Here is a 19,608-nt window from a genome sequence, read left to right on the forward strand (position 1 = left end):
GCGAGATCAAGGACTTGATCCGTCTGGCGGAAACCTTCGGTTGGCATTTGTTCAGGCTGGATATCCGTCAGGAATCAACACGTCACACCCAAACCGTGGCGGATATTCTCAAGCAATTGCAGCCTAAAACCGATTATCTGGCGCTGGACGAAGCAGGCCGGATGGCGCTGCTTACCCAACTCATCAACAAGAGCCGCCACAAAGCCATCGACATGGCGGCCCTGTCGGCGGAATCTGCCGAAACCCTTGAGGTATTCAAGGTCAAGCGCGAGCTGATCGATACCATCAGCCGCGATTGCTTCGGTACGTATGTCATCTCGATGACCCATGAAGCCAGCCACGTGATGGAAGTCATGTTCCTCGCCGTGTTGGCCGGCCTGGCCGGCAAGCGCAAATCCCAGTGGTTCTGCGATATTCAGATTTCGCCATTGTTTGAAACCATCGAAGATTTGCAGCACATCGAAGATGTACTCGGCGTACTGTTCGAGAATCCGGTCTACCGCGAATTGCTGCGTGTTTCCGGTGATCTTCAGGAGGCGATGCTGGGCTATTCCGATTCCTGCAAGGACGGCGGTTCGCTGGCATCGGTCTGGAGCCTGTACAACGCGCAGAAACGCGTATTGTCCATTACCCAGAAGAACGGTATCGAATGCCGACTGTTCCATGGTCGTGGCGGTACGGTCGCACGGGGCGGCGGACCGACCCACGAGTCGATCCTGTCGTTGCCAGCGGGTACGGTCGAAGGTCAGATCAAATTCACCGAACAGGGTGAGGTGCTTTCCTCCAAGTACAGTAATACCGAAACAGCCATCTACGAGATCACCATGGGTGCGACCGGCCTGATGAAGGCATCGGCGCATCTGGTGATGGAGAACCATCCTGCGCCAGCCGAGCACGAGCAGGTAGTCGCCGAGTTGGCGACCTATGGTGAGAAGGCTTACCGGGAATTGACCGATGAAACGCCGTTCTTCTTTAATTACTTTTTCGAAGCGACGCCTGTACGTGAGCTGGGTTTGTTGAATATCGGTTCGCGTCCGGCATCGCGCAAGGTCGGTGATTTATCGAAAGCCTCTGTGCGCGCCATTCCCTGGGTGTTCGGCTGGTCTCAATCCAGGCACACCCTGCCCGCGTGGTACGGTATCGGCTCGGCGTTGAAAACCTGGCGTCAAAACCATAAGGACCAGCCCGAATTGCTGCACACCCTGTTCAAGGAGTGGCCGTTCTTCCACAGTATGTTGCGCAATACCCAGCTTTCGCTGACCAAGGGTGAAATGACCATCGCGCGTGAGTACGCCAGTCTGGTGGCCGATCAGGCTCAGGCGCTACCGGTATATGAAAAGATCAGCACCGAGTACTACCGTACGCTCGATGAATTGTTGCGGGTTGCCCGGGTCGACTCGCTGGTTGAAATTGATGAATACATCGGCACCTCGATGATGCGACGAAACCCTTATCTGGACGTGCTCAACCATATCCAGATCGTATTGCTCCGACGCTACCGGGATGATTCCGAGCCGGAAGCCGAACGGCAGAAGTGGTTGCTGCCGCTTTTGCGCTCGATCAACGCCATTGCCTCGGGGATGCGCAATACAGGCTAGGGAACCTCTGAACAAAAGCAGCGTTCCTTCGGGTAGCAAATATGACTCGGCAAATCCCCCCGGCCCCCTTTTTCAAAGGGGGGGACAGTTCTTTTTTTGAACGAGAGTGCCTCCCCCTTTGTAAAAGGGGGAACGAGGGGGATTTAAGATTCATGCAGAGGCTCCCAGGGAAATCCAGTTATTTCGTATTCTTGCAAGCGCATGGCTTTGGGTTTCTGTTGAATAATCCTCCTTTGTGGAGGATTCTTTTAACATCATTAAGTTCGGTCAGTACGTTCCAGTCTATACAGGTAAGGATTCAACAATGAGTCACGACCACGACCACGCGCATCACCATCCTATTCCGACGAACTTCGATCGGCGCTTTGCATACGGCATGGCGATCAATATGATTTTTGTGCTGATTGAAGCGTTTTACGGTTGGCAGGCCAATTCGTTGGCCTTACTTGCCGATGCCGGACACAATCTGGGCGATGTGGCCGGACTGGCGTTGGCCTGGGCTGCGCTGGCGGCCGGGCGGATTCGTGCGAATGACCGGCACACCTACGGTTGGCAGCGGGGTTCGATACTCGCGAGCTTCATCAATGCCGCCGTGTTGTTGCTGTTGATGGGCGGGCTGGCTGTGGAAGCCATACAACGCTTTACCGTACCTGCTGAAGTGCAGGAATGGCCGGTGATCGTGGTGGCAACCATCGGCATTGTGATCAACAGCGTCACTGCCTGGCTGTTTTTGGCCGGTAGCAAGCACGATCTCAACATTCGCGGCGCTTTCCTGCACATGGCAGCCGATGCGCTGGTTTCTCTGGGCGTCGTGATCGGCGCGTTTATCATCTTGGGTACAGGCTGGTTCTGGCTCGACCCGTTTATATCATTGCTGATCGCCGCCGTGGTTGTCTGGGGCACGTGGTCACTGTTCCGGCAATCCCTGCACCTGCTGTTCGATGGCGTACCTCAGGAGATCGACCTGGCTTCTGTGCGCAAGCATCTGCTCGCCTTGCCCGGCGTGGCCGGGTTGCATGATTTGCATGTATGGGCCTTGAGTACTTCCCGTTACGGTTTGACAGCGCATCTGGTTCTTGCGCCCGACTCAGCCGCACCCGATCAATTGCTTGGTCAGGCAGAGCATCTGCTGCACGAAGAATTCAATATCAATCATGTGACCATCCAGATCGAAAGTGCAACCTATGCCGCTCAATGCGAGCTGGCGCATACCCATGAAAACAGTGCCTGTCCCGGCACGATGGCCTGATGGGTTCGGACTCTGACCTGCCATGAACGGTAATCGCTTATGAGCCAGTACATCGGCGCCATCGATCTGGGGACGACCAGCTCCCGGTTTATCGTCTTCGACCGCGCCGGGCAGATTGTATCCATGGCGCAGAAGGAACATCGGCAGATCTACCCCAAGCCGGGCTGGGTGGAGCACGACCCGATCGAGATCCTGCATAACGTGAACGAAGTAACGGGTGCGGCGCTTGCCAAGGAAGGCCTCAATGCAGGCGATCTTGCTGCCATCGGTATCACCAATCAGCGAGAAACCACGGTGTTGTGGGACAAGGCCAGCGGCAAGCCGTTGCACAATGCCCTGGTCTGGATGGATACCCGCACCGATGCCTTGGTGTCTTCGTTTGCCAAGTCCGGCGGGAAGGATCGGTTTCGTGCGCAGACGGGTTTGCCGCTGACCACCTATTTCTCCGGCCTGAAATTACGCTGGCTGCTCGATCAACTGCCCGAAGCGCGAATCCGTGCCGAGAACGGTGACATTCTGTTCGGCACGATGGATTCCTGGCTCATTTGGCACTTGACCGGCGGTGCCCGAGGCGGTCGGCACATCACCGATGTCACCAACGCGAGCCGCACCCAGTTGATGAACCTTGCGACCTGCCAGTGGGATGAGGACATACTCGAAGCGTTCGCCATTCCCAAAGCCTGCCTGCCTCAAATCGTATCGTCGTCGCAAATCTATGGCGAAGTAACCACCGTGCCGTTACGTGGCACGCCGATCGCGGGTATTCTGGGCGATCAACAAGCCGCCTTGGTCGGGCAAACCTGTTTTGTGCCCGGAGAAGCCAAGAACACCTACGGCACGGGCTCATTTTTGTTGATGAATACCGGCAGTAAGATTGTGCCTTCGCAGGCGGGATTGCTGACGACCGTCGCCTATCAATTTGGTGACGAAGCTCCGTGTTATGCGCTCGAAGGGTCCATCGCAATTACGGGCGCCCTGGTGCAATGGCTGCGCGATAACCTCAATCTGATCGAAAAGTCTGCCGACATCGAACCCTTGGCGGCCAGTGTGGAAAATAACGGCGGCGTCTACATCGTGCCGGCCTTTTCCGGGCTGTATGCGCCCTACTGGAAGGACGATGCACGTGGCGTCATCGTCGGGCTGACACGCTACGCCAACAGGGCACATATCGCCCGTGCCGCGCTGGAATCGGCCGCTTTTCAGGTGCGCGACGTCGTCGAGGCGATGCAGACCGATAGCGGTATCGAGCTCAAGACCTTAAGAGTGGATGGCGGCATGGTCTGCAACAACCTTTTGATGCAATTCCAGTCGGATATGCTCGCCGCGCCCGTCGTCCGCCCGAAGATCACCGAGACCACGGCCTTGGGTGCCGCCTATGCCGCCGGTCTGGCCGTCGGTTACTGGAAAAATACCGACGACCTGCGTGCCAACTGGTCGGTAGATCAAAGCTGGTCGCCCATAATGCCGGATGATCAACGTGAAACCTACTATCGTTATTGGAAGCGTGCGGTAACTCGTTCGTTCGATTGGGTCGAGCGTGAACAGGGCGACTGAGCACGCCCTGACTCGGTTGATTAGCACCACGATACAATTCGGCTCTTACGCACAAATTGTGCGACATTCCAAGATGGTTTCAGAGCAGTCATCCACATGCTACGATGCACTTAACATGTAACACATGAGGTCGAAGCCATGACTGACGCAACCTTTACTTTTCGAGTTGATGAGAGACTGAAAACCGAATTTTCCACGGCGGCCAAAAGCCGTGACCGCACCGGGGCACAACTCCTGCGCGACTTCATGCGTGAGTATGTGCGTCAGCAGGAAGCTGTCGAGCATGACGAATGGTTCCGTCAGCAGGTGCAAGTTGGTTTGGATTCGGCCAATGCCGGCGACGTGATCCCGTTGGCTGAAGTGGAAGCCGAAGCCGAAGCCTGGCGTGCTGAAATGCGCCGGAAGATGGCCAGCACCACATCTTGAAGCTGGTCTGGACACGGCCAGCACACGCTGACAGGAAGAAAATACGCGACCACATCGCGCAGCACGCACCGGCGGCCGCGCTGGCCCTTGATGAACTGTTTTCAGAGAAAACCGGCTTGCTGCTCGATCATCCCGACTTGGGCAGAAGTGGCCGTGTGCCTGGCACCCGCGAATTGGTCGTACACCAGAATTACATCCTGATTTATGACGTGGTCAGCAACCTGGTGCGTATACTGCGCGTGCTTCATGCTGCCAGGCAATGGCCACCGACTCAGAGATAAAAATATCCAATGGATTCCTCGAAAAACCTACTGAACGCGGGCTTGCGCCTGCTGCGCATTAAGCTGGCGGCAGCCCGCTGCCCGATTGCAGCGTATCGCGCAGCTGGCGTCAGCCCGTGACGGTTTTTCGAGGTACCCCAATAAGAAAACGTAGAAAACCAGTATGCCCGACTTTTTTAGCCGTAAACTGTTAGCGCGCACTAGACAGGCGTTTCGGGCAAGAAAAATAGTAAATTATGAATAATGCGACATTTCGGTTCGAACGATAGTCCGGCGGGGCCAGCCGATTGGCGCACGCTTAAACTGCTGCTGCCCTATCTGTGGGAGTTCAGGTGGCGGGTGCTGATCGCGCTTTCCTTCCTGATCGGCGCGAAATTCGCCATCGTCTCGATCCCGATCGTGCTCAAGCATATCGTCGATAACCTCAATCAGCCCAAGGCTGTGCTTGTGGTGCCCTTGGCGTTGCTGTTCGGTTATGGCGCCCTGCGGCTGGCGAGCACGATGTTCGCCGATCTGCGCGACATCGTGTTTGCCAAGGTCACTCAGCGAGCGATTCGCCGTGTTGGCATGGATGTGTTCCGCTATCTGCATTCGCTTTCGCTGCGTTTCCATCTGGAGCGACAAACCGGCGGCGTGGCGCGCGATATTGAACGGGGCGCGCAGGGCATTTCGTCGCTGTTGAGCATGGTGCTGTTTTCCATTCTGCCGACCCTGATCGAGATCGGTTTGGTTGCCGGCATTCTGTTCATCAAATTCGACTGGACCTTCGCGGCCATCACGCTGACCGTGGTTGCGGTGTACGTCGCACTCACGATCCTGATTACCGAGTGGCGAACCAAGCTCCGTCGCCGGATGAACGAGATGGATTCCAAGGCGAATACCCAGGCTGTGGACAGCCTGCTCAATTACGAGACGGTCAAGTATTTCGGCAACGAAGCCTTCGAGGCCACGCGTTACGACGAGAGCCTGCAAAACTGGGAAGTTGCTGCGGTCAAGAACCAGACATCCATCGGCGTGTTGAACGTCGCCCAGGCCTTCGTGATCGCCATCGGCATGACCATCATGCTGATTCTGGCTTCCCGCGGTGTCGTGGAAGGCAAGCTGACGGTGGGTGATCTCGTGATGGTCAACGCCTTTCTCATCCAGATGTTCATTCCGCTGAATTTCATGGGCGTAATCTATCGGCAGATCAAGCAATCGCTGACCGATATCGAGCGGCTGTTCACCCTGCTGGATGTGCCGCAGGAGATCAAGGACAAGCCGACGGCCAGGCCGCTTGAACTTAAAGGCGGCGAGGTGCGCTTTGTGAATGTGCACTTCGGATACGATCCTGATCGCCAGATTCTGCATGGTGTGGATTTCACCGTGCCTGCCGGCCACAACGTCGCCATCGTCGGAGCGAGCGGGGCAGGGAAGTCCACCCTGTCGCGCTTGCTGTTCCGTTTTTATGATGTAACGAGCGGCGAAATCCTGATCGATGGACAGGATATCCGCGACGTCACGCAAGCCAGCCTGCGCGCCGCCATCGGCATCGTTCCTCAGGATACCGTGCTGTTCAACAGCAGCATCTATTTCAATATCGCCTACGGTCGCCCGACGGCCACGCGGGAAGAAGTCATCGAGGCGGCGCGCGCGGCGCACATCCTGAGCTTCATCGAATCGCTGCCCAAAGGTTGGGAGACAACCGTGGGTGAACGCGGGTTGAAACTGTCCGGCGGTGAAAAGCAGCGTGTGGCCATCGCGCGGACCCTGCTCAAGAATCCGCAGATCCTTATTTTCGACGAAGCCACCTCCGCGCTCGATACCCAGACGGAAAAGAACATCCAGTTCGAATTGAAGGAAATATCGCGTAACCGCAGCACAATCACCATCGCGCACCGGCTTTCGACCATTATCGATGTCGATGAAATTCTGGTCATGGAGCGCGGGCAGATTGTCGAACGGGGAAATCACCGCTCATTGCTGGCACATCAGGGCGTTTATGCCGAGCTGTGGGCCATGCAGCAGGAAGCCCGTGATCACTGATGGGTACCTCGAGAAACCCACTGAACGCGGGCTTGCGCCTGCTTCGCATTAAGCTGGCGGCAGCCCGCTGTCCGATTGCGGCGCGTCCTGTTCTCGCACCCTTCCGCCATCCATGGCGGAAGCCCTGCCGGGTGAGGCGCTTGAATTCGCGTGCTCGTTTACGCGCAGCTGGCGTAAGCCCGCGCCTTAACGCGAAGCTGGCGCAAGCCCGCCTATCTACTTGATATGTCTCGTTGCTCACTGAGCGCAAAGCTGGCGTAAGCCCGCGGCTCCTTGCACTCGAACATGCTCGTGACGGTTTTTCGAGGTGCCCTGATTTTAGGTTTTTCCTCTGCAGCGGTCCGTTATGTAATAAATTAAACTGACCAAACATCAATTCTTGCCTAAAACCGTGAGCACGCCATGCCTAATACACTTTCCCCTCAAGCCCTCGATACCCTGAGTTTTGGCGTTCCACTGGCAGAAGGCGTCAGCATTCAGGATCGATTGCGTCAGCAGGGTTTCGGTTTGTTGAGTGCAGAAGCGGTATATGCGCTGATCGGCCCCGGCGCGGACTCATGCGCGGATGCAATGCCTATGTGGGCCGACTTGCCTGCCGATGAATACCTCAAGGATGGTGGGCATTATCGCTACCGACGTCATGGCAGTTTTATTCAGCATGTTTCGGTGGGCGGGAGTACGGATGTGCTCGATCTGGTGCCCCATCGGCCCCACTGGCAGCCGACTTCCTACAACGCACTGCACGGTGGCATGTTGCGCCGGTTCGAGCCATTGACCCCTGAATTTATGGCATCGCCGTTCTGGCAACCACTGGTGACCCATTTGGGGCGCCTGTTTGCCGAAATTCGCCCCGTGGCGCGCTGGTTCATCGAAGCGCATCAATTCCGCATCGATACCCGCGACGGCGTAGGCAGGCCCACACCGGAAGGCGCGCATCGCGACGGGGTTGATTTCGTGGTGGTTATCATGATCGGCCGCAGAAACATTCGCGGCGGCGAAACCCGTGTGTTTGAAGTGGATGGCGCGCGCGGCGTTCGGTTTACCTTATCCGAACCCTGCAGCGCCTTGCTGATGGACGACAGCCGCGTGATTCATGAAAGCACCCCAATCATTCCGGTGGGTAACCCGAATGACGGCTGGCGCGATACCCTGGTGCTCACCTTCCGTTCGGGCGGTTTTCTGGCCCCGTGATGGCGTCTTTCGGTGGCCACTGAACGGTGTATCATGAGTGCCCGATTTGATCCTCAAGCCGCCTATCTATGACGACCGATTTCAAGCTTCCCGCACGTACGCAAAACAACACCTCATCGGTGTCTGAAGCCTTCTCCAATGTGCGTATGCCGCCGCATTCCCAGGATGCGGAGCAGGCCGTCCTGGGGGGGCTGATGCTGGATCATCTCGCGCTGGAAAAAATCAGCGATGTGCTGCGTCCGGAAGATTTTTACCGCGCCGATCACCGCAAGGTGTACGAGGCCATTCTGGATTTGTCCGAGGGTAATAAGCCCTTCGATGCGGTGATGGTGGCCGAGTGGCTCTCAAAACGCGATCAGCTTGAAGAAGCGGGCGGCGTACCTTATCTGGTCGAACTGGTCGAGGCCGTACCGACGGCAGCCAACATTCTGGCCTACGCACAGATGATCCGCGAAAGCTCGGTGCTGCGCAAACTGATCGACGTGGGTACGCAGGTCGTGCAGATGGGCTATCGCCCGGAAGGTCGCGCCGCGGCTGAAGTCATGGAATTTGCCGAACGAGAGATTTTCTCGATCGCCGATGAAGGCGAGCGTCTCAAGCGCGGTTTCAGGCCCATCAAGGAACTGATGACCGGTGCCATGGATCGGGTGGCCGAACTCTTCGAGCGCGAAGAGGCGATTACCGGTCACGCCACGGGCTTCAAGGACTTCGATGAAATGACCTCCGGCCTGCAGGCGGGCGATCTGGTGATCGTTGCCGGTCGTCCATCGATGGGCAAGACCACCTTCGCCATGAATATTGCCGAGCACGTGGCGATTTCCGGCAAAAAAGCGGTGGCGGTGTTTTCGATGGAAATGCCCGGCGAACAACTGGCGCTGCGTATGCTCAGCTCCATCGGCCGTGTCGATCAAACCCGAGTGCGCACGGGGCGGCTCGACGATCAGGATTGGCATCGCCTCACCTCCGCTGTGGGTATTCTGAGCCAGACACAAATTCATATCGACGATACCCCCGCACTGTCACCCAGTGATTTGCGCTCGCGGGCGCGGCGACTGGCGCGCACCTGTGACTTGGGCGTGATCGTGGTCGATTACCTCCAGCTCATGCAGGTGCCGGGCACGAAGGAAAATCGAACCAATGAAATCTCCGAGATTTCCCGCTCGCTCAAATCCATCGCCAAAGAACTCAGCGTACCCGTGATTGCGCTCTCGCAGCTCAACCGCTCCCTGGAACAGCGTCCGAACAAGCGTCCGGTCATGTCGGATCTGCGTGAATCCGGTGCGATCGAGCAGGATGCCGATTTGATCGTGTTCATCTACCGCGATGAGGTCTACGACAAGGAATCGCCACAGAAGGGCATGGCAGAAATCATTATCGGCAAGCAGCGTAACGGCCCCATCGGTAATTTATTTCTTACCTTCCGTGGGCAGAACACCCGCTTTGAAGATTACATTCCCAATGACGTGCTGCCGGAGGGCTATCACTCATGAGTGACTTGCGTCCGTTGCAGGAAGTCATTCATACCGAAGCGATTGATCTGCGCCGACCTGAACTCACGATTGACCTCGCCGCATTGCGACACAATGCCGCGGTGGCCCGTCAGGCCGCAAAAGGTCGCAAATTGCTCGCCGCGGTCAAGGCGGATGCCTATGGTCATGGCATGGCAACGGTTGCCCGTGCGCTGCGTGATCGGGTCGATGGCTTCATGGTCGCCACACTGGGCGAGGGCGAGGCACTGCGCCAGGCAGGCATTACCCAGCGCGTGCTTGTGCTGCAGGGCGTGATGAGTCAGGCCGAGGCCCGCCGTGCCGCCCGCCGTTTTCTCGAACCGGTGTTCCACCACGCCAGCCAGATCGATGCCGTCGGTACGGTCGGTTTCGGCCTGCCGCTCACGGCCTGGATAAAACTAGATACCGGCATGCATCGGGTCGGATTCACGCCGGAAGAATTCGCGCAAGCCTATGCCCGACTCAGTGCGTTGCGCGGTGTGCGTCCGAATCCGAACGTGCTGACGCATTTCGCCTGTGCCGACGAGCCAGATCGCGGCCCGACCGACGACCAGATCACCTTATTCAAGCAGACCACCGCCGAATGCTCCGGTGAAACCAGCCTGTGCAATTCCGCCGGGTTGCTGGCCTATCCGCACGCGGGCGGTGACTGGGTTCGCCCCGGCATTATGCTTTATGGTGGCAACCCATTCATCACAGGTAACGCCGCCGATTGGGGCTTGAAGCCGGTGATGACGCTTACGACGCAGTTGATTGCCGTTCGTGAAGTGCAGGCGGGTGAGCGGGTAGGGTATGGCGGTAAATTTACGGCACCGGCAACCATGCCCGTTGGCGTCGTGTCGATCGGTTATGGCGATGGCTATCCGCGCCACGCCCCGAACGGCACGCCGATCATTGTCAACGGTCAGCGCACCCAAGTCATCGGGCGTGTGTCGATGGATCTGGTTACGGTCGATTTGCGCGGCGTACAGGCTCAGGTCGGCGATACCGTGCAATGCTGGGGCGATCAACTACCCATCGACGAAGTCGCACAGGCGGCGGGCACCATCAGCTACGAACTCATGTGTCAGATGAGCGGGCGCGTCACGCGACGCGTGGTGGAAGTGTCCGAATAACGCAACATTTGATCGTTTTGCCACTCGAACGGAGAAAACGCATGCACGTACTCGTATTCCAACACGTTCCTTTCGAAGGTTTGGGTGCGATGGCGCCTTGGCTGGATGCGCGAAACGCACAAGTGCAGGTAATCCGGCAGTACGAATTCGATTCGGGCTTGCTCCCCGAGCTTTCTGCCATTGACCTGATCATCGTGCTCGGTGGCCCGATGAGCGTGCACGATACCGATCATTACCCTTGGCTTGAAGCCGAAAAGGCCTACATTCAATCGGCCTTACGTGCCAAAACCCCGATACTCGGGCTCTGCCTCGGTGCGCAACTCTTTGCCGAGCAACTGGGCGGTGCCGTGCGCAAAAACCGCTTGCCCGAAATCGGCTGGTGGCCAGTCCATTGGCATGCGGCGGCGCAACATATCTGGCCGGAGTGCCAGTGTGCCGATATGCCGGAGCTTGAAGCCATCGAGGCTGTCGGTACGCGCGTATTTCATTGGCATGGCGAAACCTTTGATCTGCCTGCCGGGGCGCAGCTTCTGGCACATAGCGCTGCCTGCGTGAATCAGGGTTTCCTGTATCGGGATCATGTGGTCGGGCTGCAATTCCATCTGGAGATGACACCCGAGACGGTCGAGCATCTCCTGGTGAATGCTGAGGATGAACTCGTCGATAGCCCGTATGTTTCAACGGCGGAAAAGATGATGTCGGAACCCGCCGACACCTATGCATACAATCAGCGCCTGATGGGTGAATTGCTGACATACCTTGTCGCTCCCAGATGACCGTAGGCGTAGAAATCCCTGTAGATCCAAGTCTGTTTTTTCTGACCTGTTGTTTTTAAGAAGGCCGTCCAAGAAATAACCTCAAGGAGGCAGGTGACATTCAAATAATGACGCGCTAAAATGTTTCCATAAATTGATTGAGGTGAAAACTATGTCAGCGTTCAAATTCGAAAACTTTCCTTTGACTTTCATTATCGCCTTGGTTGTTCTCGGTTGGCTTTCCTTCCTGAGCGTCATCACCTTCGGTTGATCGAACACGTCAGGCAAGGCCTTTACTGAGGCTTTGGTCGAAACCAAATGAAACCCGCCAATCGGCGGGTTTTTTGTTTCTGCAATGGGTACTGACGAGTTCATGGATGTTCTTGCTGATCAGAATGTTATAGGGGCGCTTATTTTCATATCCGGTTCATTGTTCATGTCTTGATAGCTGGCCTCTGCTGTACCTAACCCGGCATGAGTACTCAAGAATGCCATTGGTTGATTAATTTTATCGTTAGACCCTAAGGAACCTCTGATTGAATCCTTCGTGGCCGAGACGGGCTTTTGAGGGATGAGTCGCAAGGCGCGGTGCGAAACGGGCTTGCGCCAGCTCAATGCGAAGCAGGCGCAAGCCCGCGTTAATGGTTATTCCATTCGTGAGCGGCGCAACACAGCGGGCTTCCGCCAGCTCAATGCGAAGCAGGCGCAAGCCCGCGTAAATCGCCCTCAAAAGCCCGTCCCATGCGGGTTGCCGCCCCTTATCTATTTAACATGGGCCGCAACACTTCGTTATCGGCCTTGGCATCGTAGCGTAAACTACGACCTGCGGCCTCTGCCTCGTTTTGCGGCTTTTGGATCAGCAACTCGGCGGGCTTCGCCAGCTTAATGCGGAGAAGGCGCCAGCCCGCGGAGCACGAGGGATTCAATCAGAGGTTCCCTAAATAGATAGGTTTCAATGAATCAGCTATGGTATAAGATATGTACAAACTATGTATAAGAAGGTGGGTATATGTTTTGTGGCGCGATTAAACGAGAACTATTGGCCTGCAAGGAGCGTGAGCAGACATTCGAATCAACTGTCGCGGCAATCAAAAACCACGTCGCAACCATCGAATTCACTCCCAGCGGTGAAATTCTTGATGCCAACAGGCTTTTTCTGCAGGTGACCGGTTACCGCATCGAACAGCTCAAGGGCCAGCACCATCGAATGTTGTGCGATGAATCTTATGCCAATTCGTCCGAATACCGATCTTTATGGCTGTCGCTCGCCAGCGGGCAATCGCATCGTGGTGTATTTGAACGTCGCAACAGTTCGGGCTCGCCAATCTGGCTCGAAGCAACATATTTTCCCGTTCGAGATGCTGAGGGGCGAGTCACGCGTATCGTCAAGATTGCCAGCGATGTGACCGAAGAGACGATTCGTAACGATGATCAACAGGCGATCCTTCAGGCGCTTGATCGCTCGCAAGCCTTGATTACCTTTGCGCCGGACGGCACGATCGTTACCGCCAATAACAATTTCCTCGGAGCCATCGGTTACCGGCTGGATCAAATCCGGGGCAAGCACCATCGGATGCTCTGCTTCGATGATTTCTATTCGGAAAACCCGGACTTCTGGTCTGAGCTCGCCAAGGGGAAGTTCCAGAGCGGCCTGTTCAAGCGCCGCAATGCCATGGGTCGGACCATATGGCTTGAAGCAACCTACAATCCGATTTTTGATGCCAAGGGTAACGTGATCAAGGTCATCAAGTTTGCCAGTGACGTGAGTAAACGAGTGGAGGTCAATATCGCCATCAACCAGGCGGCGCTTCTGGCTCGTGAGATCGGCGAACAGACCGTCACCAATGCCATCAAGGGCAACGAACTGCTCAAGTCATCGGTTCAGACTTCATCCGCCATACGCGACAATGTCGACCGTGCGTCGCAATTGATCGACAGCCTGAACAATCATTCCAAGAACATCAGGCAGATCGTCGGCACAATCAGTGCCATAGCCGAACAGACCAATCTTCTGGCACTCAATGCCGCGATTGAAGCGGCGCGGGCCGGAGAGCAGGGCCGAGGCTTTGCCGTTGTTGCCGACGAGGTTCGCCAACTGGCCAAGCGCACCAGCGAATCCACCGCCGAAATCGATGCCGTCGTGCGCGAAAACCATGTGCTGACCAGCACCGTCGCACAAAGTATGACTTCGGTTGCCCATACCGCTGAACAAGGCAGCCAGCAGATCACTCAGGCGGCTGTGGTCATGGAGGAAATTCAGACGGGCGCGCGGAGCGTCACCGAAACGATCGTCGGCCTTTCGGTGGAAAGGCTATAGGGGGTTTATTACTGCACAGGTATCAATGTATGGTTTGGTTCTATTGCCAAAAGCAGATATACCTCGCCCAAGAAACCCGCTATCTGGCGGGTTTTGCGTTTTGTGCAGGATAAGTATTGGTTTGTATTGCCCAAAGCCCCAATCACCTTGTTCCTCATTCAGCTTGACCAGTCAGTCGGCAATCTCGACAGCTATCGCCGAGCTTTGCCTAAGGAACCTCTGATTGAATCCCTCGTGAGCCGAGTTGCTGATCCAAAAACCGCAAAACGAGGCAGAGGCCGAAGGTCGTAATTTACGCTACGATGCCAAGGCCGATAACGAAGTGTTGCGGCCCATGTTGGATGGATAAGGGGCGGCAACCCGCATGGGACGGGCTTTTGATGGCGATTTTACGCGGGCTTGCGCCTGCTTCGCATTGAGCTGGCGTAAGCCCGCTGTGTTGCGCCGCTCACGAATGGAGTAACCATTAACGCGGGCTTGCGCCTGCTTCGCATTAAGCTGGCGTAAGCCCGTTTCGCGCCGCGCCTTGCGACTCATCCCTCAAAAGCCCGTCTCGGCCACGAAGGATTCAATCAGAGGTTCCCTAAGGCGGTAGCGGGTTTTACTGATTCGAAAGGCCGCACACACCAGCCGCACTGAAACTACCGTGTTTGGCGACGACCTACTGGGTTGTAGTTCGAGCATTCAAGAAAGCGTCATGCAAAAAGACCAAAATGGATGCCATGCTGCGTTAGAATGCGAACCCTTAGGGAAGCGCTGATTTATTCAGTGCTTCCCGCTTGGGGTAGGATGCCCCAACACGAACAAAGACGGTCAGTCTTTGATTCGTGAGCGCCATCGCGGGCGTGTACCGCGATGAGCGCGCTGATTTATTCCAAGGATGGAATAAATCAGCATTTACTTAGTTCAGTTGTGCCCCGCACCGTTTCACTGATCCGTCCGCCACAGGAATCTTGCCATGTTATTTCGTTTCCCTATCGTCATCATCGATGAAGATTTTCGTTCTGAAAACGCATCAGGTCTTGGTGTACGTGCATTGGCCGATGCCATCCGTGCGGAGGGGGAAGAAGTGCTCGGCGTGACGAGTTACGTTGATCTGGCCTCGTTTGCGCAGCAGCAGAGTCGGGTTTCCGCCTTCATCGTTTCCATCGATGATGAGGAATTCAGCACGCTGAATCATGAACCGGATCAGGAACTGCCTGTCATTGCGCAGTTGCGCAAGTTCATCCATGAGATCCGTTTCCGTAATTCCGACATTCCCATTTTCCTCTATGGCGAAACCCGGACCAGTCGCCATTTGCCCAACGAGGTGCTCAAGGAATTGCATGGCTTCATTCACATGTTCGAGGACACGCCCGAGTTTGTGGCGCGCCATGTGATTCGTGAAGCCCGGTCTTATCTGAATTCGCTGTCGCCCCCTTTCTTTAGGGCATTGACCGGCTATGCGGCGGATGGCTCCTATTCATGGCATTGCCCTGGGCATTCTGGCGGCGTGGCGTTCCTCAAAAGCCCGGTGGGGCAGATGTTCCATCAGTTCTTCGGTGAAAATCTGCTGCGTGCCGATGTGTGCAATGCAGTCGATGAACTCGGGCAACTGCTCGATCACACGGGGCCGGTGGCCGCATCCGAACGCAATGCCGCACGCATTTTCAATGCCGATCACCTGTTCTTTGTCACCAACGGCACGTCGACCAGCAACCGGATGGTCTGGAATTCCAATGTGGCGCCGGGTGATATCGTGGTGGTCGATCGAAACTGCCACAAGTCGATTCTGCATTCGATCATCCTGACCGGCGCCATTCCGGTATTCATGATGCCGACACGGAATCATTACGGCATCATCGGCCCGATCCCGCAGAGCGAATTTTCGGTCGAGAATATCAAGGCGAAGATCGAGGCACACCCCTTTGCCTCTCTGGCCGAAGACAAGACGCCGAAAATTCTCACCATCACGCAATCGACTTACGATGGCATCATCTACAACGTCGAAGAAATCAAGAATGAGCTGGATGGCTATGTCGAAAACCTGCATTTCGACGAAGCATGGTTGCCCCATGCCGCCTTCCACGATTTTTATGGTGACTACCACGCCATCGGCGCAGATCGCCCCCGTTGCAAGGAGTCGGTGATTTTTTCGACCCAATCCACCCACAAGATGCTCGCCGGGTTGTCGCAGGCTTCCCAGATCCTGGTTCAGGACAGCAAGCAGCATCTGTTCGACCGCGATGTGTTCAACGAGGCGTACTTGATGCATTCGTCCACCTCGCCACAGTACGCAATCATTGCCTCCTGCGATGTGGCCGCGGCCATGATGGAACCGCCGGGCGGTACGGCGCTGGTCGAAGAATCGATTCTCGAAGCGCTCGATTTCCGCCGAGCCATGCGCAAGGTGGACGCCGAATATGGGGAAGATTGGTGGTTCAAGGTCTGGGGGCCGGATCATCTTGCAGAAGAGGGCGTCGGTTCACAGGACGATTGGATGATCTGTGCCGATGATGAGTGGCACGGTTTCGAGCGGATGACTGATCGCTTCAACATGCTCGATCCGATCAAGGCGACGCTGATTACGCCCGGCCTGAATTTGAATGGGGATTTCGACGAAACGGGGATTCCGGCTTCGGTGGTCACCAAGTATCTGGCTGAACACGGCGTCGTGGTCGAAAAAACCGGCCTGTACAGTTTTTTCATCATGTTTACGATCGGCATTACAAAAGGTCGTTGGAACACGCTGCTGACGGCGCTGCAACAATTCAAGGACGAATACACCAAGAACCAGCCGCTGTGGCGAATTCTGCCGGATTTCGTCGCCAAATATCCTCGTTATGAGCGCATTGGTTTGCGTGATCTGTGCCAGCAACTGCACAACCTGTACAAAAAGAACGATGTGGCGCGCCTGACGACCGAGATGTATCTATCGAATATGGAACCGGCCATGCGGCCAGCCGATGCCTGGGCGAAGATGGCGCGCAAGCAGATCGACCGCGTACCGATTGACGAACTCGAAGGCCGCATTACCGCCTCGCTGGTCACGCCTTATCCGCCGGGTATTCCCTTATTGATTCCGGGGGAACGTTTCAACAAGACCATTGTTGATTACCTGAAATTCGCTCGTGAGTTCAACAAGCAGTTGCCGGGGTTCGAAACCGATGTCCACGGTCTGGTCGCCGACGAAGCCGATCACGTCAAATCTTACTTTGTCGATTGCGTCAGGGACGATTGATGCAGTCGATACTCGTGGTCGGTGGCGCGGGCTATATCGGCTCGCACATGGTCAAATTTCTCGCGCGTGCGGGCTACCGTGTCGTTGTGCTCGATAATCTTTCCACCGGTCATGCCGATGCCGTGCGCTACGGCGAATTGATCGTTGGCGATATGGCCGACACGGCACTACTGGACCGGCTGTTTCATTCCCATCGATTCGACGCCGTTATGCACTTTGCCGCTTTCAGCCTGGTCGGCGAATCGGTTGATGATCCCGGCAAGTACTACCGCAACAATGTCGCCAATACGCTCAATCTTCTGGATGCGATGGTGCGGCATCAGATAAGGCATTTTGTTTTTTCGTCCACGGCAGCAACCTTCGGTGAACCCCGATCAGATCGGATCGATGAATCTCATCCGCAAAATCCGATCAATCCTTATGGCCGCAGCAAGTTGATGGTCGAGCATCTGCTGGCTGATTATGATGCCGCCTATGGCCTCAAATCAGTGTGCCTGCGCTACTTCAACGCCGCCGGTGCCGATCCGGAAGGTGAGTTGGGCGAGCGCCACAATCCGGAGACGCATCTCATTCCTCTGGTGTTACAGGCTGCATCTGGCCGCCGGTCGCATATCCATGTGTTCGGTACGGATTACGACACACCCGATGGCAGTTGTCTGCGCGACTATATCCACGTGCAGGATCTTTGTTCTGCGCATCAACAGGCATTGCAATGGCTGCAAGAGCATCAGCAAAGCAAGCAATTCAACCTCGGCAATGGGGATGGCTATTCCGTGCTCGATGTCATTGAAACGGCGCGTAAAGTGACCGGGAAGGAAATCCCTGTTCTTATTGGCGATCGCCGGGTGGGCGACCCCGCTCGTTTGGTTGCCGATGCCACTCTGGCGCAACAGCAGCTTGGCTGGAAACCCGAATACCCCGACCTGGTGGATATGATTGCCCATGCTTGGCACTGGGAACAGTCAAGCTAATCACCTGTTATCTCGACCTATGGTTTGCTGAAACGAGTCATTGGCTTATTAATCCCACCCAAAAATCCTTGAGATGACATCTTTCTGTCACAAGGTAGTATGGCTAGATGTCCGCGAATTCTTCATAAGAAAGAAAGTGCAGGCTGCAAACGTGAAAACAGAACGGGGTGCAGGATGCAGATGTCAAAACACGTTTTTCGTGCCTTGGCTATGGGTATGGTGGCAATGGGCGTAGTCATGGGTGCTGCTTTTCCCGTGTTCGTTTTGGGTTTCGGTGTTCCAAAATCAACTGCCTTCTCACCTACTTTTATTATCGCCACGCTCGTTGCCGGGCTCATCGTCGGTGGGCTGAACTTCGCCCTTGCCAGCCGAATCGTTCGACCACGCTTGCGGCAGTTGAGCTCAAGAATGCAGCAAGTGCGCGCGGCCATGCAGCAGGCGACTTTCTCGGGTGACTGGACGGCCTGTAACCCCGCGGTTTGTCGTTTGCATGAGCAGGACGAGGATGAGCTCGGGGCCGTGGCCCAAAGCTATAATGCTTTGCTCCATGCACTACATGAAGCGCACATGGTCGAGGCACGGATTCGGGACTTTACCCAGACACTCTCAAGCAAGCTGGATTTGCATGAGTTGGGCGATCAGGCGCTGGGGCTGTTGCAAGCTAATGCACGTGCTCAGGGGGGTGCGATTGTGCTCGAGCGTCATGGTGAATGGACAGTGCTGGCATCAAGAGGCCTCTCTCATCCTGAAAAACTCGTAGAGAATAAAGTCTATTTCAACTCGAAGGATGTGGCGGTGCAAACGAGAATTACCTTGCCGCCTGGTGTGACTGTTGATGCCATCCTTTCCCATTTTGTACCCAGTGATGTCTTGCTGACGCCTATTGAAAATCACGGTTTTGTTTTGGGGTGGGTCATTCTGGCTTCGGCCACTCCGTTTGCCGAAGATGTACCCCGATTAATGCCCTTATTGATGCAAGGTCTTGGTTTGGCGCTCAATAACGCACTTCTGCACGATGATCTACAACGTGTTGCTGCTCTTGACCCACTAACAGGGGTTTATAACCGTCGATTCGGCTACAAGCGCTTGGAAGAGGAACTGACGCGTGCTTCCCGTGATCACACTTCCTTGTCCGTGTTACTGCTTGATCTGGATCATTTCAAGCGGGTGAATGACACTTATGGTCATTTGAGTGGCGACAAGGTACTCATTCGCACGGCAAACGTCTGCCGGGAAATCTTGCGTGAGGGTGATGTGCTGATGCGGTATGGGGGAGAGCAACCGTGTCTCAAGTCAAGCCATTTTCGGGTTCCAAGGGGTGTTGTTTTTCAACATGGAATTCATGATGGTCAAAAGCTTTCTCATACAAGCGACGATGACGACTTTAGGCGGTTTGCC

14 protein-coding genes and 2 pseudogenes are annotated in these 19,608 nt (G+C 55.7%); 14 read left to right on the forward strand and 2 right to left on the reverse strand.

All coding sequences use genetic code 11. The features are described 5' to 3' along the window. The 10 genes from PHD44_RS09820 to PHD44_RS09865 form a co-directional block, all read left to right on the forward strand. The coding region (locus PHD44_RS09820; RefSeq protein ID WP_300191036.1) for a phosphoenolpyruvate carboxylase at window positions 1-1,598 on the forward strand (1,598 nt) is incomplete at its 5' end. Between the two features lie 304 nt (window positions 1,599-1,902). Then, window positions 1,903-2,847, forward strand: coding sequence for a cation diffusion facilitator family transporter (locus PHD44_RS09825; RefSeq protein WP_300191038.1), 945 nt, complete (start codon window positions 1,903-1,905; stop codon window positions 2,845-2,847). Window positions 2,848-2,886: 39 nt separating this feature from the next. After that, window positions 2,887-4,401 (forward strand): glycerol kinase GlpK, encoded by a 1,515-nt coding sequence (gene glpK, locus PHD44_RS09830; RefSeq protein ID WP_300191041.1) that lies wholly within the window; start codon window positions 2,887-2,889, stop codon window positions 4,399-4,401. 138 nt (window positions 4,402-4,539) lie between these two features. Continuing rightward, a complete protein-coding gene (locus PHD44_RS09835; protein WP_300191045.1) occupies window positions 4,540-4,827 on the forward strand; it encodes a hypothetical protein in 288 nt (95 codons plus the stop codon). After that, window positions 4,824-5,108: a type II toxin-antitoxin system RelE/ParE family toxin gene (locus PHD44_RS09840; RefSeq protein ID WP_300191048.1), complete on the forward strand. Its 285-nt coding sequence runs from the start codon at window positions 4,824-4,826 to the stop codon at window positions 5,106-5,108. The genes PHD44_RS09835 and PHD44_RS09840 overlap by 4 nt, the downstream gene beginning before the upstream one ends. 243 nt (window positions 5,109-5,351) lie before the next feature. Further along, window positions 5,352-7,133 (forward strand): ABC transporter ATP-binding protein/permease, encoded by a 1,782-nt coding sequence (locus PHD44_RS09845; protein ID WP_300191050.1) that lies wholly within the window; start codon window positions 5,352-5,354, stop codon window positions 7,131-7,133. 402 nt (window positions 7,134-7,535) lie between these two features. Beyond that, window positions 7,536-8,324: a 2OG-Fe dioxygenase family protein gene (locus PHD44_RS09850; protein WP_300191053.1), complete on the forward strand. Its 789-nt coding sequence runs from the start codon at window positions 7,536-7,538 to the stop codon at window positions 8,322-8,324. Window positions 8,325-8,470: 146 nt separating this feature from the next. Continuing rightward, a complete protein-coding gene (gene dnaB / locus PHD44_RS09855) occupies window positions 8,471-9,814 on the forward strand; it encodes a replicative DNA helicase (RefSeq protein WP_049772573.1) in 1,344 nt (447 codons plus the stop codon). Beyond that, the gene (gene alr / locus PHD44_RS09860; RefSeq protein WP_300191055.1) at window positions 9,811-10,947 is read left to right on the forward strand and encodes an alanine racemase; all 1,137 of its coding nucleotides are present in this window, start codon (window positions 9,811-9,813) and stop codon (window positions 10,945-10,947) included. The genes dnaB and alr overlap by 4 nt, the downstream gene beginning before the upstream one ends. A gap of 41 nt (window positions 10,948-10,988) precedes the next feature. Further along, complete coding sequence (locus PHD44_RS09865) at window positions 10,989-11,723, forward strand: type 1 glutamine amidotransferase (RefSeq protein WP_300191057.1); 735 nt, start codon at window positions 10,989-10,991, stop codon at window positions 11,721-11,723. Window positions 11,724-12,460: 737 nt separating this feature from the next. Here PHD44_RS09865 and PHD44_RS09870 read toward each other — a convergent pair. Beyond that, window positions 12,461-12,628 carry a hypothetical protein gene (locus PHD44_RS09870; RefSeq protein WP_300191060.1) on the reverse strand — a complete coding sequence of 56 codons (168 nt, stop codon included), beginning with the start codon at window positions 12,626-12,628 and terminating at the stop codon, window positions 12,461-12,463. 83 nt (window positions 12,629-12,711) lie between these two features. Between PHD44_RS09870 and PHD44_RS09875 the strand changes: the two genes are divergently transcribed. From PHD44_RS09875 to PHD44_RS09890, 4 genes and pseudogenes are all read left to right on the forward strand, one after another. After that, a complete protein-coding gene (locus tag PHD44_RS09875; protein WP_300191063.1) occupies window positions 12,712-14,019 on the forward strand; it encodes a methyl-accepting chemotaxis protein in 1,308 nt (435 codons plus the stop codon). A 958-nt stretch (window positions 14,020-14,977) separates the two neighbouring features. Beyond that, a complete protein-coding gene (locus tag PHD44_RS09880; RefSeq protein ID WP_300191065.1) occupies window positions 14,978-17,239 on the forward strand; it encodes an arginine/lysine/ornithine decarboxylase in 2,262 nt (753 codons plus the stop codon). Continuing rightward, a complete protein-coding gene (gene galE, locus PHD44_RS09885; RefSeq protein ID WP_300191068.1) occupies window positions 17,239-18,210 on the forward strand; it encodes a UDP-glucose 4-epimerase GalE in 972 nt (323 codons plus the stop codon). Before PHD44_RS09880 ends, galE begins: the two co-directional genes overlap by 1 nt. 972 nt (window positions 18,211-19,182) lie before the next feature. After that, window positions 19,183-19,479 (forward strand): annotated as a pseudogene (locus PHD44_RS09890) (diguanylate cyclase); the annotation flags it as partial. Window positions 19,480-19,503: 24 nt separating this feature from the next. On the opposite strand, the pseudogene PHD44_RS09895 reads toward PHD44_RS09890, so the two are convergent. After that, window positions 19,504-19,608 (reverse strand): annotated as a pseudogene (locus tag PHD44_RS09895) (IS110 family transposase); the annotation flags it as partial.

Source organism: Halothiobacillus sp., assembly GCF_028710545.1.
In the GTDB taxonomy this organism is placed as follows: Bacteria; Pseudomonadota; Gammaproteobacteria; order Halothiobacillales; family Halothiobacillaceae; genus Halothiobacillus.

What these genes read in the sequence shown, in the direction of transcription:
- PHD44_RS09825 (WP_300191038.1), top strand. Translation starts at nt 1,903, where the DNA reads ATGAGTCACGACCACGACCACGCGCATCACCATCCTATTCCGACGAAC.
- glpK (WP_300191041.1), top strand. Translation starts at nt 2,887, where the DNA reads ATGAGCCAGTACATCGGCGCCATCGATCTGGGGACGACCAGCTCCCGG.
- PHD44_RS09835 (WP_300191045.1), top strand. Translation starts at nt 4,540, where the DNA reads ATGACTGACGCAACCTTTACTTTTCGAGTTGATGAGAGACTGAAAACC.
- PHD44_RS09845 (WP_300191050.1), top strand. Translation starts at nt 5,352, where the DNA reads ATGCGACATTTCGGTTCGAACGATAGTCCGGCGGGGCCAGCCGATTGG.
- PHD44_RS09850 (WP_300191053.1), top strand. Translation starts at nt 7,536, where the DNA reads ATGCCTAATACACTTTCCCCTCAAGCCCTCGATACCCTGAGTTTTGGC.
- dnaB (WP_049772573.1), top strand. Translation starts at nt 8,471, where the DNA reads ATGCCGCCGCATTCCCAGGATGCGGAGCAGGCCGTCCTGGGGGGGCTG.
- alr (WP_300191055.1), top strand. Translation starts at nt 9,811, where the DNA reads ATGAGTGACTTGCGTCCGTTGCAGGAAGTCATTCATACCGAAGCGATT.
- PHD44_RS09865 (WP_300191057.1), top strand. Translation starts at nt 10,989, where the DNA reads ATGCACGTACTCGTATTCCAACACGTTCCTTTCGAAGGTTTGGGTGCG.
- PHD44_RS09875 (WP_300191063.1), top strand. Translation starts at nt 12,712, where the DNA reads ATGTTTTGTGGCGCGATTAAACGAGAACTATTGGCCTGCAAGGAGCGT.
- PHD44_RS09880 (WP_300191065.1), top strand. Translation starts at nt 14,978, where the DNA reads ATGTTATTTCGTTTCCCTATCGTCATCATCGATGAAGATTTTCGTTCT.
- galE (WP_300191068.1), top strand. Translation starts at nt 17,239, where the DNA reads ATGCAGTCGATACTCGTGGTCGGTGGCGCGGGCTATATCGGCTCGCAC.